General features: G+C 27.9%; 14 protein-coding genes. 2 read left to right on the top strand and 12 right to left on the bottom strand.

The genetic code is table 11. The features are described 5' to 3' along the window. Window positions 1-105 precede the first annotated feature (105 nt). From EII29_RS00235 to lepA, 3 genes are read right to left on the bottom strand one after another with little or no spacing between them, the layout of a single operon-like run. Window positions 106-3201: a DUF3427 domain-containing protein gene (locus EII29_RS00235; protein WP_125235534.1), complete on the bottom strand. Its 3096-nt coding sequence runs from the start codon at window positions 3199-3201 to the stop codon at window positions 106-108. A gap of 32 nt (window positions 3202-3233) precedes the next feature. Further along, entirely contained in the window at window positions 3234-3821 is a 588-nt protein-coding gene (locus tag EII29_RS00240) for a 3'-5' exonuclease (RefSeq protein WP_125235535.1), read from the bottom strand. 27 nt (window positions 3822-3848) lie between these two features. Beyond that, on the bottom strand, window positions 3849-5642 hold the full coding sequence (gene lepA / locus EII29_RS00245; protein ID WP_305021988.1) for a translation elongation factor 4: 1794 nt from the start codon (window positions 5640-5642) through the stop codon (window positions 3849-3851). Window positions 5643-5776: 134 nt separating this feature from the next. On the opposite strand from lepA, the gene mscL reads away from it, so the two are divergent. Beyond that, window positions 5777-6175, top strand: a complete 399-nt coding sequence (gene mscL / locus EII29_RS00250; protein WP_125235537.1) for a large-conductance mechanosensitive channel protein MscL — start codon at window positions 5777-5779, stop codon at window positions 6173-6175. Window positions 6176-6395: 220 nt separating this feature from the next. Here mscL and EII29_RS00255 read toward each other — a convergent pair whose 3' ends face one another. The 6 genes from EII29_RS00255 to EII29_RS00280 all read right to left on the bottom strand — a co-directional run bounded on the left by EII29_RS00255 (window position 6396) and on the right by EII29_RS00280 (window position 12750). Continuing rightward, the gene (locus EII29_RS00255) at window positions 6396-7049 is read right to left on the bottom strand and encodes an epoxyqueuosine reductase QueH (protein ID WP_233573213.1); all 654 of its coding nucleotides are present in this window, start codon (window positions 7047-7049) and stop codon (window positions 6396-6398) included. A 78-nt stretch (window positions 7050-7127) separates the two neighbouring features. After that, the gene (locus tag EII29_RS00260; RefSeq protein ID WP_125235725.1) at window positions 7128-8327 is read right to left on the bottom strand and encodes a pyridoxal phosphate-dependent aminotransferase; all 1200 of its coding nucleotides are present in this window, start codon (window positions 8325-8327) and stop codon (window positions 7128-7130) included. Window positions 8328-8400: 73 nt separating this feature from the next. After that, the gene (locus tag EII29_RS00265; RefSeq protein ID WP_125235539.1) at window positions 8401-9249 is read right to left on the bottom strand and encodes an N-acetylmuramoyl-L-alanine amidase; all 849 of its coding nucleotides are present in this window, start codon (window positions 9247-9249) and stop codon (window positions 8401-8403) included. A 1-nt stretch (window position 9250) separates the two neighbouring features. Beyond that, window positions 9251-9805, bottom strand: coding sequence for a hypothetical protein (locus EII29_RS00270; RefSeq protein WP_125235540.1), 555 nt, complete (start codon window positions 9803-9805; stop codon window positions 9251-9253). 30 nt (window positions 9806-9835) lie between these two features. After that, window positions 9836-11764 (bottom strand): lipopolysaccharide assembly protein LapB, encoded by a 1929-nt coding sequence (locus EII29_RS00275; protein WP_125235541.1) that lies wholly within the window; start codon window positions 11762-11764, stop codon window positions 9836-9838. A gap of 53 nt (window positions 11765-11817) precedes the next feature. Further along, window positions 11818-12750: a hypothetical protein gene (locus EII29_RS00280; protein WP_125235542.1), complete on the bottom strand. Its 933-nt coding sequence runs from the start codon at window positions 12748-12750 to the stop codon at window positions 11818-11820. A gap of 130 nt (window positions 12751-12880) precedes the next feature. Between EII29_RS00280 and EII29_RS00285 the strand changes: the two genes are divergently transcribed. Further along, window positions 12881-13792 carry a toxin-antitoxin system YwqK family antitoxin gene (locus tag EII29_RS00285; RefSeq protein WP_125235543.1) on the top strand — a complete coding sequence of 304 codons (912 nt, stop codon included), beginning with the start codon at window positions 12881-12883 and terminating at the stop codon, window positions 13790-13792. A gap of 98 nt (window positions 13793-13890) precedes the next feature. Here the strand turns inward: EII29_RS00285 and EII29_RS00290 are convergent, their stop codons facing one another. The 3 genes from EII29_RS00290 to EII29_RS00300 form a co-directional block, all read right to left on the bottom strand. Continuing rightward, on the bottom strand, window positions 13891-14295 hold the full coding sequence (locus EII29_RS00290; protein ID WP_125235544.1) for a pheromone cAD1 o protein: 405 nt from the start codon (window positions 14293-14295) through the stop codon (window positions 13891-13893). Between the two features lie 116 nt (window positions 14296-14411). After that, on the bottom strand, window positions 14412-15278 hold the full coding sequence (locus EII29_RS00295; protein WP_125235545.1) for a hypothetical protein: 867 nt from the start codon (window positions 15276-15278) through the stop codon (window positions 14412-14414). A gap of 13 nt (window positions 15279-15291) precedes the next feature. Beyond that, entirely contained in the window at window positions 15292-16047 is a 756-nt protein-coding gene (locus EII29_RS00300; RefSeq protein WP_125235726.1) for a ThiF family adenylyltransferase, read from the bottom strand. Window positions 16048-16262 lie beyond the last annotated feature (215 nt).

The raw sequence follows: 16262 nt of genomic DNA on the forward strand, positions 1-16262 counted from the left end.
TTTTGCCTAAAATTATTTTTCATTTTAATTTTATGGAAAATAATATTTTTTAATTTTAAAAAGATTTTTTATTCAAATCATTTAAAAATAATAAAATTCTTATATTTATTCATATAAATCATATATTAGTTCCTGAGGTATTTTATGTTTGAGTTTCCATAATATGGTCATCGGTTTATCCCCGTAACTTTTATAATAATATGCATTTCCTAAATATATGAAAGGATTAGTTTTATTATTACTCATAAATGCATATTTTCTTATAAATATATGAACTTTTATATTTTTTTCTTTGTGTTTTATAAACATCTGACCTACACTCGATTTATGAAAAGTTTTGGGCTGGCTTATCCATTGAATTATATCGTCAGCGTGGAGAGAGTTATCATATTTAAGGTTTTCTTGGACTATATGTGATTTATCGTTTGTGATGAATAGACATATATCTTTATCAGTATTTGCATATCCTGCACGCCATGTTCCTTTAGGTACTTTAGAATCAAGCAATATCTGCAAATCTATCCTCATATATTCTTTATAAGTAATCAGTACATTTTCATTAAATTCTTCTAAATCATTTTTTCTGAATTCATTTAACCCTAACATTAATAAATGTTCCAATCTTTTTTCAAATTCCGAATGTTTATTCAAAAATAGTTCTTCATATTCAGATGAAATTTTATATCCATATAATCTACTTTCAAGTATATTATCTTCAATTAATTCCTGAAAAATTCTGTTTATTAAATATAATTTCTGAAAGTCTGATTTCATATTGAAATATTTTTTATATTCCTGTATGACAATTTCTTGAGTTATATAAGTAATCTTTTCAAATTTATGTTTTAAAAAATATTTTATTATTAAATAAGTAAAAGGTTCAATTAATTTCAATTTTTTTTCTAAATAACTTAAAAATAAATTTTCTTTATTATTCAACTTGTATTTTTGAAGAAAATTTGAATTCTCAAAATGTAATTGTGCATTATAAAAAGATTCCAACTTTAAAACCAATTCTACATATAATTCCATATTTGAATCAAAATCTGAAATTTCCAAAATTTCATTTTCAGATTTTCCAATTTCCATCTTATATTCCTGATATATTTCTTTCAATGTATTTCGTGAATTAAAATTAATTTTTTCAATTTTTTCTATAATTCTTTCCTGACATATACGATCAAGTTCGATATAAGAAGCTCCCGGAATATTTGAAAACTGATTTTTTATTTCATCTATTATTTTTTCTTTTTTGTCATACAAAAAACTTCTATTATGAATTTCTTCAGAAAATACTTTAGTAATCAAATAATCTTTTTTATGATTTCCAATAAAATCAATTATTGTAACAAAATCTTTATTTTTAGATTTTCTGAGCCCTCTTCCTATCTGCTGTATAAATACTGTTGAAGATAAAGTCGGTCTTAAAAATAAAAGAAGATTTATATCGGGAATATCAATTCCTTCATTTAAAATATCAACAGCACACAGTATTTCTATTTTCTTTCTTTTAAATTTTTCTAAAATTTTAGACCGATCGGTCATATTAGTTTTTGAAGTTATTATTTCACTTTTATATCCTCTTTCCAAAAAATTTTTTTTCATATATTCAGCATGTTTTACATTTTGACAAAATGCTACAGCACTCATTTTATTTCCATCATACCCAAATTTGTTAATCTTTTCTATTATATAATCAACTCTCTCTAATTCGGATAACTGACTTAAAAGTATTTCTTCATTGTAATTCCCATTTTTGTAAGGGATATTTTCATAATTTACTGTATCATCAACACCAAAATAATGGAAAGGAACTATAAGATCTTTCTCCATAGCTTTTTTTAATCCCATTTCTCCAACTAAATTATAATTGCATAAAGCTAATATATCTTTCCCGTCCATACGTTCGGGAGTGGCGGTAAGTCCCAGTAAAAATTCAGGTTCAAAATAATTTATAATTTTGTTATAGCTTTCCGCACTTGCATGATGAAATTCATCTATTACTATATAATCAAACTTATTTTTATCAAATTTTTCATAACAACTACGTAAAGATTGAACTGAAGCAAAAATTATATCAGCCTGAGTTTTTTTTTCTCCTTTGAACATTCTTCCAAATATATTTTTATCTATATTCAGTATGTCGGAAAATACATTTATAGCATTTTCCAATAGCTCTTCCCTATGAGCGATGAATAAAAATTTTATTCTTTTAATACCGACATTTTCCCTATTATGTCCGATAATATTTTTGTTTTTATTATAATTTTTTATATCCATTGCCGCTAAATATGTTTTTCCCGTACCTGTAGCTGCTACTACAAGTCCGCGTTTATTTCCATTTTTTCTTGTATCTTCAAGTTTTTTAAGAATTTCTTCTTGCATACCGTTAGGTTCGAATTGACCTGTTTGATTTTTTATTTTTCTATAATCAAATGTATTTTGAGGTTTATTATTGTTTTTATAATGTTCATATTTGATTATAAAATCTTCTGAAAGCTCTACAGCTTCATTACTATACCAAAGTTTTTTGAACTGTTCCATAGATTTTTCATAAATATTGAAAAAATCTCCTCCTGTAAGTTTTAAATTCCACTCTTCAGCTGAATATAAAGCACTCTGACTGATATTTGATGAGCCTATTATACAAGTGTGATATTTTTCTTTTTGAAATAAATATGCCTTTGTATGAAAACTCTCATTGGAATTATTGTATATTTTTACTTTTATATTTTTATAGGAAAAAAGTTTTTTAAGTGCTTTAGGATCGGTTATATTCAAATAAACTGATGTAATAATTTCCCCTTTTACACCTTTTGCTTCAAGTTCGTCAAAAATACTTATGAGTAGCTGTATTCCTGAATATCTTATAAAACTTACTATAAAATAAAATTTTTTACAACTTAAAAGCTCTTTTTTTAAATAAACAAAAAAATTCATAAATTTGGCCTTTTCATTAATAATAAGCATATTGGGTTTATCATTTAAAGCTGAACCGCTATCTATTCTAAGAGGAATTTCAAGTTTTTTATTAATCTGATTTTCAGTATATTCCAATACTCCTTGAAAATCTTTTTTTTCAATAAAACCGGAAATGTTACGTGAAAAATATTCTGAAACTTCAAATTTCAAAATTTCAGAATAACTTTCGACATTTATAATTTCTCCATTCTTATTATTTTTTTCCAGTAAAATTCCCATTCATTTTCTCCAAATTTATGAATTAATTATTTTTATTCTTTTTCCAGAAAACCGTTTACCCTTATTTTTCCAAAAGAATTTTTTGACATTTTATAAAATACTCTGAATGTAATTAGAACATCATATAAACTTTCGTGAAGCTGATTTTCGTCCATAGGCACATTATAAAACTTGGCACACTCCATTAATTTTGGCCATTTATATGAACCATAATCATTAAGTCCGACTCTTACTATATCTACATTTTCCATCATTGTATCAAACTGATTTTTCAGAGGAAAAGGAATAAAACTCCTGTCAAATTTTATATTGTGTGCTACAAAATGTTTTGTATCCTGACAATATAAATAAAATGAGTCCATATCTTCTTTGAAAGTCAATGGATAATCTGTTCCATTTCTTTTTTGGGAAATAACATCATCAGTCAAGCCGTTTACATTAATAGCACCAAAATCTATAGGCTCTCCCTCATTTCTAAAATAAAATCTGTCATATTCTGAAACTTTTTCCCAGTTCTTTTTTTCAAAATCATAACTTACTTTTATTGCAGATATTGATAAAACTGAACTTCCTACTTTTCCGTTTGTTTCAACATCAAAAAATATAATATTTTTTTTCATAATCGACCTCTCTTAATTAAGGCTATTTTAATCATTTAACTTCAGTACCGATAAAAATGCCTCTTGCGGTATTTCTACATTACCAATAGCCTTCATACGTTTTTTCCCCTCTTTTTGTTTCTCTAACAACTTTTTCTTACGTGTTATATCTCCTCCGTAACATTTTGCCAATACATTTTTTCTAAGTGCTTTTATTGTTTCACGAGCAATAATTTTTGTCCCTAAAGCTGCTTGTAGCGGTATTTCAAACTGTTGTCTCGGTATAACATCCTTCAGTTTTTCTACTATTGTTCTTCCTCTATAATAAGCATTATCCTTATGAGCAATAAAAGAAAAAGCATCTACAGGATTTCCACTCACAAGTATGTCCACTTTTACAAGATCTGATTCTTTATATCCTATCATTTCATACTCAAATGAAGCGTATCCTTTTGTTCTTGATTTCAGCTTGTCATAAAAGTCTATTACTATTTCAGCCAAAGGTAAATCATAACTTATCATTGTTCTTGTATCATCCAAATAATTCATTGTTAGAAATGTTCCTCTTTTTTCTTGACACAATTCCATAACATTTCCCACATAATCTTTAGGTACGATAATTGTTCCTTTCACATAAGGCTCTTCTATATATTTCTTTCCTACGGGAAATTCTGCCGGATTGTCTATTATGAGCATTTCTCCCAGTTCATTAGTTACATGATATTCAACCGATGGTGCTGTAGATATTAAATCAATGTTAAATTCTCGTCTAAGTCTTTCAACTATAATTTCCATATGCAGCAGACCTAAAAAACCGCATCTGAAACCGAATCCCAGAGCAAGGGATGTCTCGGGAGTATAAGTCAATGAAGCATCATTCAGTTGAAGTTTCTCCAAAGCTTCTCTTAAATCTTCATAGTCATCGGTAGAAATAGGATAAACTCCCGCAAAGACCATACTCAGTGCCGGTCTGTATCCCGCTAAAGGTAGTTCTGTAGGTTTTTTAACATGCGTTATTGTATCTCCTACCTGAGTATCTTTTATTGATTTTATTCCTGTAATTATATATCCTACGGAACCTACAGTCAGTTCTTTCACTTCTTTCATTTTAGGAGAAAAAATTCCCACCTCAAGAATATCAAATTCTTTTCCTGTAGACATGATTTTAATTTTGTCTCCTTTGGAAAGTTTTCCTTCTACTATTCTTATATATGTAATTACTCCTCTAAAATCATCATAATGCGAATCAAATATTAAAGCTTTCAAAGGAGCATCAATATTTCCCGCAGGAGCAGGAATATATTCTATTATCGATTCCAGAAGATTTTCTATTCCAAGTCCTGTTTTTCCTGATACTAATACAGCATTATCAGATGGAAGACCTATAACATCTTCTATTTCCATCTTTACTTTATCAGGATCTGCCGATGGCAAATCTACTTTATTTATGACAGGCAATATTTCCAAATCATTTTCCAGAGCGAGATATACATTTGCCAATGTCTGTGCTTCTATTCCCTGAGCTGCATCTACTACAAGAAGAGCTCCGTCACATGCAGCTAAAGATCTTGATACTTCATAAATAAAATCAACATGACCCGGTGTATCTATAAGATTAAACTCATAAATTTCCCCATTTTTAGATTTATAGTTCAAAGTTACTGCCTGAGCTTTTATAGTTATCCCTTTTTCACGTTCCAAATCCATACTGTCAAGCAGCTGGTCTTTCATTTCCCTTTCAGTAACTGTTCCTGTTACTTCAAGAAGTCTGTCGGCAATTGTGGATTTTCCGTGATCAATATGAGCTATTATAGAAAAATTACGTTTGTTTTTTTGATTCAGCATTTAAAATACTCCTCCGATTATAGCTATTTACTTTACTAAATATTATATAATATGTAGCAATTTATTTCAAGTTGCTTTTTTTTTAAATATATTTTATAATATACGATATTTATGAGAGGAGATAAAATTGAATGTTTAAGGAATTTAAAGAATTTATTTCAAAAGGAAATGTCATGGATTTGGCAATTGGGGTTATTATAGGTGGAGCTTTCGGTAAAATAGTAACTTCATTGGTTGACGATATGATTATGCCTATTTTGGGTATCATTCTCGGAAAAATTAATTTTACGGCTCTTAAACTCGTTATTACACCTGCTGAAGGGGATAATCCGGAAGTAGCTGTATTATACGGTAATTTTATACAGAATATAGTTAATTTTCTAATAATGGCTTTTGTTATTTTTCTAATGGTAAAAGCGATCAATAAATTAAGAAAACCTGCTGAAGTTGTAGAGGAAAAAATTGAGGAAATCCCAACAAAAGAGCAAGTACTATTGGCTGAAATAAGAGATATACTGAAAAATAAGTAAATTTATAAATTAGAGGAGGAGAATCTCCTCTTTTTTACTGTATAATTTAAGTATTTAAGAAAAAATAATAAAAGCTCCGACATTCAATTTTTTTAAAAATACGAATTATACTTGAAAAAGCAAAAATTTAATATGTTACAGCATAATTCATATTTTTGAAAGTTAAAAAATTTAATAGTTAATTAAAATGTGAGGTTAATAATAATCCCTCACTAAAAAATTATTTATATAAATTCAAGTCAATACCCTGATTCATCGCAGCAAACACGCATCCACAATAGCACTGTCTGTATACGTCATATTCCTTACACATTTCAACTGAACGACTGTAACCGTTATTTTTTTTAAAATCTGATGGCAAATATTTAACATCAAATATTTCCTGTACTTCAAGTCCTATATTATTTATAAGTTCACTATTTTTCTTGGGGCTTAAGGTTAGTGCACTTCCAAAATAATCATAGCCCAATTCTTGTGCTCTTTGGGCTACAATATCAAGCCTCATCTGAAAGCAGGAAGTACATCTTACTCCTCCCTCTTTTTCACTTTCAAGTCCTTTTACTTTTCTGAAAAAATCTGCAGGTTTATATTCATCTTCAATAAATCCTACATTATTTCCTGTTTTTTTATTAAATTTTTCAATAAACTCTTTTTGAACAAGAGCTCTTTTTCTATATTCGGCTTCAGGATGAATATTGGAATTTGCAAACAATATTGAAACATCGGCATATTCCGTAAGAAATTCCAGTGTATATGTACTACATGGAGCACAACAGCTGTGTAGCAGTATTTTCGGTCTCAATTCTCTACTTTTCCAATCAGAAATAAGTTTCGTCAGTATAGTGTGGTAGTTTATTTTTTGATTTAAATTCATTCTGCTTAATATATCTTTAGCATCTTTTATTTCATTATTTTTTGACAATTATAACTCCTTAAAGTTTGTTTTTATATGTTATTTAGCTCTGTTATATTCTTCCAAAGCTTTTTTCAACACTTTCATTCCATTTTCTATCTCAGTCAGATTATGAGTACAGAAAGAAAATCTCGCTTCTTTTTTTCCATTTCCTTCCTTTGAATAAAATCCGGGACCAGTTGCAAAAGATAAAGTTTGATTTTTATATCTGAACTCTTTTAATAACCATATTATAAACTTTTCAATATCGTCAACAGGAAGTTCCGCAAATATATAAAATGCACTGTCAGGTCTAAAAGAAATAACCCCCGGCATTTCTTTCAAATGATTATACATCATATCTCTTCTTACTTTATATTCCAATCTTACATTGTCTATGTATGTATCCAGTGTATTAATTAGATTGGCACTGGCTATCTGCTCTATTGTAGATACTGATAGTCTAGCCTGACATAATTTCAGTGCTTGGGCAATAAATTGCTTATTTTTTGAAGCCAATACTCCTATTCTTGCACCACAGGCACTATAATGCTTGGATATACTGTCGATTAATACAGTTCTGTCACTAATTTCAGAAATAGTCATAAAAGACTGGTATTCCAAATCATCATCATATATAAACTGTCTATATACTTCGTCTGCAATAATGTATAAATCATATTTTAGAGCAATTTCCTTAATAATTTCCATTTCTTTCGGAGTAAGAACTATCCCTGTAGGATTACTTGGATTTGAAAACATAATTGCTTTCGTTTTAGGTGTTATAAGTTTTTCAATTTCTTCTTTTACAGGCAAATGATAATGATTATCAATAACAGTTTCAATAGGAATTAAAACCGCTTCGGCAGTTTTCAAGAAACTGTCATAATTTGTATAATAAGGTTCCGGTATTAAAACTTCATCACCGGGATTACAAATAGTTTGCAATGTTATCTGTATTGCCTCACTTCCTCCGTGGGTAATAAGCATATCATCAGGTGAAATATCTATTCCTGATTTCTTATATGATTTTGAAAAAGATTCTCTCAATTCCATTATTCCTGCAGAGTTTGCATATTTTACTATATTTTCTTTAAAATTGTTCAACCCCTCAAAAAACGTATCGGGAGTTTTTACATCAGGTTGTCCTATATGCAGTTCATAAACTGTTACTCCTTCTTTTTTTGCCTTGTCTATAAGAGGAACTAATTTTCTTATAGGTGAATATTGCATACTCAAAATTCTTCTTGAAAATTCCATAATATCTATATTTAAAGAAACCGCCCATCCAAAAATGCTCAAAGCAGCTTCTGCTCCCTTCTTTCATTTATATTTATTTATATTTTTCATTTAATGCTTTTAATATTGAAAAAGTTTCCAAATCCATTTTCCCATCAAATATTTCAGGTCTGAAATGATATTGAAATGCTTTTATTACATTTTGTGTCTGTTTATCCCATTGATTTGTAACATCAATGGCATATCCGAATTTTTTCAGTTCTTTTTGAATATCTGAAACGGATAATGTCGGAAAAATTGAACTGTACTCATTCTTAAACATTTCTTTTGTATTATCATCATACCACATTCCTATATTATACTTTGTATAAAGCTCTTTCCACGGCATTAAAGGACCCGGATCCTGCTTTCTTTGAGGAGCAATGTCGGAATGTCCCAAAATATTTGTCGGATGTATTTCGTACTTTTCAGATAAATATTTCAGTAATACTGCCAATTTTTCAATCTGAAATTCTTTATACGGTATAAATTCTCCTTGAGTTATATATCCCGGATTTACTATTTCTATTCCTATTGAGCTATCATTCAAATTTTTGCTTGTTTTCCATTCACTTACTCCCGCATGCCAAGCCCGTCGACTCTCATCAACTAAAGCATAGACAGGATCACTTTCCACATCGGATATTAGAAAGTGTGAACTGACTTCTTGAGTTGTCAGTACTTCTAATGAACGATTCTTATCTAAAGCTGTATAATGTATTATTATAAATCTTTCTCTGAAATTCTGCCCTTTTGAATTATATGAATTATCAAGAATGATACTTCCTGCAGTATTTTTTATAACTTTTAAAGGTTTCTTTATATTTTTTGAAACATCCTTTCCTGACGGATATATTATTCCCGATATACATAATATCAAAAACAGAAACAATATTTTTTTCATATTATACCTCCTCAGAATTTTTATTTTTAACTGATATTATATATATTATCGCCAATATTCCCGTTAATATTCTTATACCTGCATTTATACCGGTATCAAAATCAAGCCATATTAATATGGATGATATAATATTAAAAATAGATATTGCAACTAAAAATATATTTTTTGTATCAATCAAGTAAAATATATTCATAATAGAAGAAAACATAAATACAAGTCTTATAACTCCTATTATATATGCTGTAACTATACTGCTGTTCAGTAAGTCATTTATATATGGAGAGCTTGTCAAAAAAATACGACTCAAACTATATCCGATTAATCCTATCATAAAAAACATTTCAATATGATAGTTTCTTTCAGAGAGCCTTTTATCACCTATTGATTTGAATAATACACTCCAAAACGAAACTTCAGATATAAACAGTATGCTTGTTATAAATAAAAGAACAAAATTTGGATAATCTTTATACCCTGTTCTGTAAAATAGTAAATTGGATAAAATATAAAACAAAAATAGAAATAATATCATTGTTTTTTTTACTGTAATATTCATAAATCACCTCTTTACTATTTTTTTATTTTTTCAATCCACATAATCCAAAAATTTATTTATCCAGTCTATGTATAACGGATTATCTTCATTTAAAGTTTCCATGTAAGCATCATAATTCACTTCGTCATTATATACGTTAAAAATAATAGGCACAAGAAGTTTTGATACTTTTGAAGAAAATACACCTCTCGAAATCATATTATATATAGCCGGTTTTTCACATTTCAAAAGCTGACTGTTTGTTTTTCCTATTTCATATAAAAGTGCCGTTAAACTTACTTTTTTTAATTCGTTTTCCTTATCGTCCAGAACAATTTTTATCTGTTCGGAAAGAAGCTTCTTATATTTCCATGCTTTATTTGGCTTATAATCAGGATTTTCAATTAATAATTTCATTTTTGGAAAATAAAGCATTAAATTTTCCGAATTGGACTCTGTCACTTCATAATTTTTATCTATACATTCAAAAAAGTTGTTGAACTTACTTATAACATCTTTCTGTACTTTATACAATTCTTCTTTTTTATAATCAGTATCTATAAGTTTTATTTTCATTTCATTTGGACAGTTATAAAGATATATTTCCACTTTAAATATTTCTTCATTATTTTCATCAAAAGCTCTCTCCACATTTCCTGAAAGTACATAATTCAAATTGGAATTTTGGCTTTTAATCAACTTCATATAATCTGTACTGTACCTTTTATTTGCTACTTTTAGTTTATATCCTTCATAAGCAACCGCCAACTGATAATTTAAATTTGTTTTATAGTGTAAAACTTCATTTATAAATAAAGGAATGGAAACAGCAAGATTTCTTGATGTTTCATTATATTCCCCTATTGAAGTGAAAGACAGAATAAGTAGGTTTGGAGCCACTCTTTTATTTTTATTTAAAATCCATGTAGGATTATTAAAACCATAGTACCAAAGCGGTACGTTAGTGGAAAAAAAACTGTCGTGTGAGTATTCTTCAAAAAACTCATCTTCACTGTTTTTCTTATCATATCTTATTTTCATATTTAAAAATATTTCTTCATAATTTATAAAAGTATCTGAAAATTCAATCCATGGAAATTTTGAAGCAAACTTACATAATTCCAGTCCTTTTTCAAAGTCTTCAGCTCTTTTATAATATTCAAGTATATTTATTGCCGTATATGCTCCATGTTGCTCAGGATTGAAATACGGTAAAATTTCATTTTCAAATTCGTCAAACAGACTGTTCATTCCATACATTCCGGAAGCTATAGACATAACTTCCGGATCATATTCTGACTCTTTTAGAGCAAGATTCAGTAATTCTTTCCCCTTTTCAATATCCCCGCTTTTAAAACACTTCACTGCAAAAGTCAGTTTTGCTCTCCATGTATCTTCCAAATGAGCAAACTCTTGTAATTTCGTATTATATTCAGCAATATTCCTTTTTTTGATTATATTGAAATACTTTTTAAATGCATTTGCAGAATTGGGATTTAAATTTAACGCTTTTAAATAAAGTTTTTCAGCTTCTTCAAAATTCCCTGTTTTTTCAAGAACTTTTGCATAATTGGAATAAATAGTTTCAGACGGTTTTTCATAAAATGTATATTTTTTATATAAGTCTATCGCCTGATCGTATTCTTTGTTTTTTATATAATATATTCCTAAAATATTGGTTTTCCTTTCTTTATTGTTATCAAGAGAATATATTCTAAGACAGGCATCTTTCGCTTCGTAATAAACATTTTTTGAAAAGGCGTCCAATACAACGGAATATAATTCTTCAACATTATCCCAGTTTTTTTCTATAGAAGGCTTTAAAATCCGATTTATCCATTCTATTTTTGATATTTTTTTTTCTTTTCCAAATTCATCTAAATATGAAATTTCCTCATTTTCTGTCAGTATATTTTCAAAAATCTCCGGTTTCTGATCTTCTTTTTCTGGAGAACGTTTAAATAAATTGAAGATTTTCATTTTTCCTCCTAAAAATTAATTATATATAACTTTTTTTATTCTTTATCAGTATTTTACCAATTTTCCTCATTATTTTCAAACAAATTATTTTCATCTGTACTTTTTACCGTTTTACTTTTTTTCAAATCCATATATTCCACATTCAGATATATAACCACTCCCAATATAACGGACATTATCGATATCAGCATATTGATTCCTACATTTACTACAAAAAATATTATAGCAATGATATTTGAAAAAGGACTGCCTAAAATATAATTCATTACAGTAAACGGAATGGATAAAAGACTGCTCAAGATAAATAAAAGCAGATGAGGAATAATTATTCTCAACCTGTTTCCCTTACATAAATGGAAGTTATAAAACATAGCTTCTTTAAATTTAAGATTTCTTAAAATATACAGCGGTTTGAAATATAAAAATTTAATCCAATATATAAAAGAAACTGCTACAGCATAAATAACACCGATACTACCGAAAACTATAAGTAAAAATATTATTTCACTGTCCTTTGCCCCTGAACTTATCATACCCCTAGCAAATACCGCCCCCATAAATAAAATTAAACAAAAAATAATAACTAAAATTCCGAATACAATAATTTCAAATATGAACACTGTAAAATATCTTTTTAATATTTCCAATAAACTGAAAGTATTTTTATTTTCTATTTTAGAAGCTACATTTTTCATAATAATTATAAATAAAATACCTAATAAAACACCTAATAAAGTAGAAGATGTGCTTTCAAAACTTTCTGAAACTGCCCTGATAAAACCTTCAATATCTCCATTCTTTACTAAATTCGCATATTTTTCCGCCGCTTTTGCTCCCATCACATTTAAAACTAATAGCAGTATAAAGATTACTGTAACTAAAAATTTATTTTCAAAAATTATTTTTTTAAACACTTCATATGATATATTAAAGTAAGCTTCCGTTTTCAAATATTTTTCAGCCAATTTCTCTTTTATTTCCTCCATAATTGTAATTCTCCTTAATTATTTGTAATTTATAAAATTATATCATATTTTTGCCTGACATTAAATACTCAAATGAAATTTTAATTTTTATTTTTTATAAAAAGTGCTATAATAATTTTGGAGGTTAAAAATGAAAAAAATATTAAGTAAACCGTTAATTATTCTATTTTCATGTTTTATGTCAGGGTTTTATATTTTTTCCGCAAATTTTAATATGGATCCTAAAAGAGCCAATGAATATCTCTATTTATATGCGAAGGTGCTGAATTCTCCTTATTTAACTCTCGAAGCAATTTCTATTTCGGACTCTTTTGCTGTTCTGAAAGAAGACGGTTCACCTTTCACAGGAACATTAGTCGAGTTTAATAGTAACTCGGAAATCAAATCTGTGAAAAATTTCAAAAATGGATTGTATGACGGTAAAATGTACTTTTATTATAATAATGGAAATATTTTAAAAATAATGGAGTATAGTCAAGGAAAACAAATCGGTGAGGAAATAGAATTTTATGCTGACGGAATTTCAAAATCAATAAAAAATTATAAAAACGGTCTGTTAAATGGTTCTTCATATGAATTTGATCTTATAGGTGTTTTGACATCAGTCACAAATTATACAAATAATAGAAAAAATGGAAAAGAATTTATTGTTTCCAATGGAGTCATTACTTTGGAAAATAATTATGAAAACGGTATTTTAAGCGGGTTATCCACATCTTATTATTTAGATGGAACTTTAAGGTCTACAGGAATGTATGTAAATAACTTGAGAAATGGAGAATGGATATGGAAATATCCTAACGGTACTGTAAAACTTGTTGAAAATTATAAAAACGGAAAAATCTCAGGAAATATTACAGGATATTTTCCTAATGGAAATAAAGAACGTGTATTTCAAATAACAAACGGAACCGGAAGCTTTACCCAGTACTATGATAACGGCAAATTAAAAGCCAAAGGGTCCTATGTAAACTATACTTCTGCAGGAGATTGGACTTTCTATGATAAAGATGGAAATATTATACTTGGAAATCCATATTAATCATTAAAACTTAAAATATTACAGTAAAAAAACTGCCTTAATTCCAAAGATTAAAGCAGTTTTTTATTAAAACAAAAATTTTTCTGAATGTAACTAAACTACAATTTAAAATTTCCGGTTTCTCCTGCATTTGCCTTATTAATAAGAAATTGCACAAGTTCCTTAAATTCAGATAATGCAGTTCCGTCTTTAACTCCTCTTACAGAACTCAAATTTTGAGAACTGACCAGATTTCTTGTCATTGAAAAACTCGCATCTCTGAATGTTTCTCCAAATTTTGCTTTATATTTCTCATTTTCTTTCTGATCAATTGACAATAATTCCCCTGCATTATTTTTTCTGTCATACTGAACACCGATAATTTTATCACTTTTTATAGTCAATTTTACAAAAGCTTTCCAGTTTCCGCCACTATTTTTTTCAGCATAGTATATACCGTCTTTCATTGCTGAAAATCCGAGAAAAGCCATTAAAAACATTAATATAGTTACTATTTTTTTCATAATTCCCGCCTCCTACATAAAGACAATTTCAAATATGTCTCTACAACATATTGTACCTTAAACTGATAAAAAATACAAGTAATATTTTCATGATACATTTCTTTGTATTTTTGTATCTATTTATTGATCTTTTCGAGTAATACCGATTTTGTCAATTTATAAAGAAAAATTAAAAGCAGCAATGGCATTATTATATAAGACATTAGTGTTATTCCTATTATTACGGGAGTATAGTCTGCTAAATCCTTTGAAACATTAGCAATTTCGTGACTAAGGTTGGAAAACTTATTTTTTGTACTTTCTATTTGGCCGGGAATGTTAAATATACCTTTAGATTGTTCCAATATGAATAAATCATCTTTTACTTTATTCAGGTTATCAAGACTTTGATTTAGCCTCATCACAGCAGGATTTTTATATTCCCTCTCAAAATAATCCGATATTACTGAGCTTACAAATATAGTTCCCGGCAACAATATATATATAAATATAAATGTCAATAAGATATATTTTGAAATTTTTTTCAATATTTCGGTAACTGTATTTTTAAAAAAAGTATATGGGAAATAACTTATTAAAGATACAAATACAAGTATTGATGCAAGTTTCACTTTAAATATTTCATAATACACCGTTTCCAATTTTAAGACTACCACACTGGCTAAAGATATTTTCCAAAGTACATCTACTATATCATATATAGGTTGAACCATATCTCCTATCTGTATGTTCATTCCCAATATAACATTTACATTTACTGTACTTCCTTCTATTACATCCGTTGTTCCTTTTAACAGTGACAATGTTATAAATAATTTTTTTGATTCTTCATAAGCCTTTTCAAGATATGGTTTTGTCAGGTTTTTAAAAAAATCCTGTACCGTAAATTTCAATATTATATCCATCAGTCCTAATACACATAATAATATCCCTATAATTAAGGCTATTTTCACTATTTTATTTTTATTTGAAATTTTTAACATTTTTCTCACCTTCCTATTTTATTTCCAACAAATTTCTTATTACATAAGATGCTATTATAAGTCCGGCTGTTCCGGGTACAAAAGCATTACTTCCCGGAATAATTTTTCTCGGCATTCCGTTATTCTGTTTAAATTTTGTCGGGGCTTCATGAGCAAAAGTTTCAGATTTATCAGGTTTTAGTACTTCTTCTCTGGAAAAAACAACAGGTATATTTTTTATACATTTCTTTTTTAATATACTTCTAATCCTTCTTGCCATAGGGCAGGATATTGTGTTTTCAATTGTAGATATTTCAATCATTTCAGGATGCATTTTATTTCCGAATCCCATAGATGAGATGATATTTATATTATTATTATAGCAATATTCTATAATATTAATTTTTGAATCAATGACATCTATGGCATCCACTGCAAAGTCATATTTTTGATTATTATTTTCAAAAAAAATTTCTACATTTTTAAGGACTATCTCTTTTTTTAAAGTGACATTACAATCAGGATTAATATTCAAAATCCTTTTTTTCATAACTTCTATTTTAGACATTCCCACTGTACTGTCTAAAGCGTGAAGCTGTCTATTTATATTTGATTCTGAAATTTCATCATAATCAACCATTGTTATATTTCCTATACCTGATCTTACAAGGGATTCTACAGTATAAGATCCTACGCCCCCTACACCGAAAACAATTACATTGGATTTATTCAGTTTTTCTATGGCTTCTTCACCGACCAACATTGAAAATCTTGAAAATCTTTGCTTCATATTAGTGTACTTTTCCTTTCTTTCTATTCTCAAAACTTAATATCTCATTACTCTTTCTGAATAAGACAGGACTTATTATATCATATTTTTTTAAAAAAAGAGACTGTTTTACAAGTTAAAAACAAATCTCTAATTATAAATAATATTCACTTAAATAAATTTCTACTTAATATTCAAGCTTCATAATAAAAACCATGGTAATAAATATTCTTAAA

Source organism: Leptotrichia sp. OH3620_COT-345, from assembly GCF_003932895.1.
Lineage (GTDB): Bacteria > Fusobacteriota > Fusobacteriia > Fusobacteriales > Leptotrichiaceae > Pseudoleptotrichia.

Bases quoted from the DNA above. Each gene is read 5' to 3' on its own strand.
- EII29_RS00235 (WP_125235534.1), bottom strand. From the start codon at position 3,201: ATGGGAATTTTACTGGAAAAAAATAATAAGAATGGAGAAATTATAAAT.
- EII29_RS00270 (WP_125235540.1), bottom strand. From the start codon at position 9,805: ATGAATATTACAGTAAAAAAAACAATGATATTATTTCTATTTTTGTTT.
- EII29_RS00280 (WP_125235542.1), bottom strand. From the start codon at position 12,750: ATGGAGGAAATAAAAGAGAAATTGGCTGAAAAATATTTGAAAACGGAA.
- EII29_RS00275 (WP_125235541.1), bottom strand. From the start codon at position 11,764: ATGAAAATCTTCAATTTATTTAAACGTTCTCCAGAAAAAGAAGATCAG.
- mscL (WP_125235537.1), top strand. From the start codon at position 5,777: ATGTTTAAGGAATTTAAAGAATTTATTTCAAAAGGAAATGTCATGGAT.
- EII29_RS00240 (WP_125235535.1), bottom strand. From the start codon at position 3,821: ATGAAAAAAAATATTATATTTTTTGATGTTGAAACAAACGGAAAAGTA.
- EII29_RS00265 (WP_125235539.1), bottom strand. From the start codon at position 9,249: ATGAAAAAAATATTGTTTCTGTTTTTGATATTATGTATATCGGGAATA.
- EII29_RS00260 (WP_125235725.1), bottom strand. From the start codon at position 8,327: ATGGAATTTTCAAGAAGAATTTTGAGTATGCAATATTCACCTATAAGA.
- EII29_RS00290 (WP_125235544.1), bottom strand. From the start codon at position 14,295: ATGAAAAAAATAGTAACTATATTAATGTTTTTAATGGCTTTTCTCGGA.
- EII29_RS00300 (WP_125235726.1), bottom strand. From the start codon at position 16,047: ATGAAGCAAAGATTTTCAAGATTTTCAATGTTGGTCGGTGAAGAAGCC.
- EII29_RS00295 (WP_125235545.1), bottom strand. From the start codon at position 15,278: ATGTTAAAAATTTCAAATAAAAATAAAATAGTGAAAATAGCCTTAATT.
- EII29_RS00285 (WP_125235543.1), top strand. From the start codon at position 12,881: ATGAAAAAAATATTAAGTAAACCGTTAATTATTCTATTTTCATGTTTT.
- EII29_RS00255 (WP_233573213.1), bottom strand. From the start codon at position 7,049: ATGAATTTAAATCAAAAAATAAACTACCACACTATACTGACGAAACTT.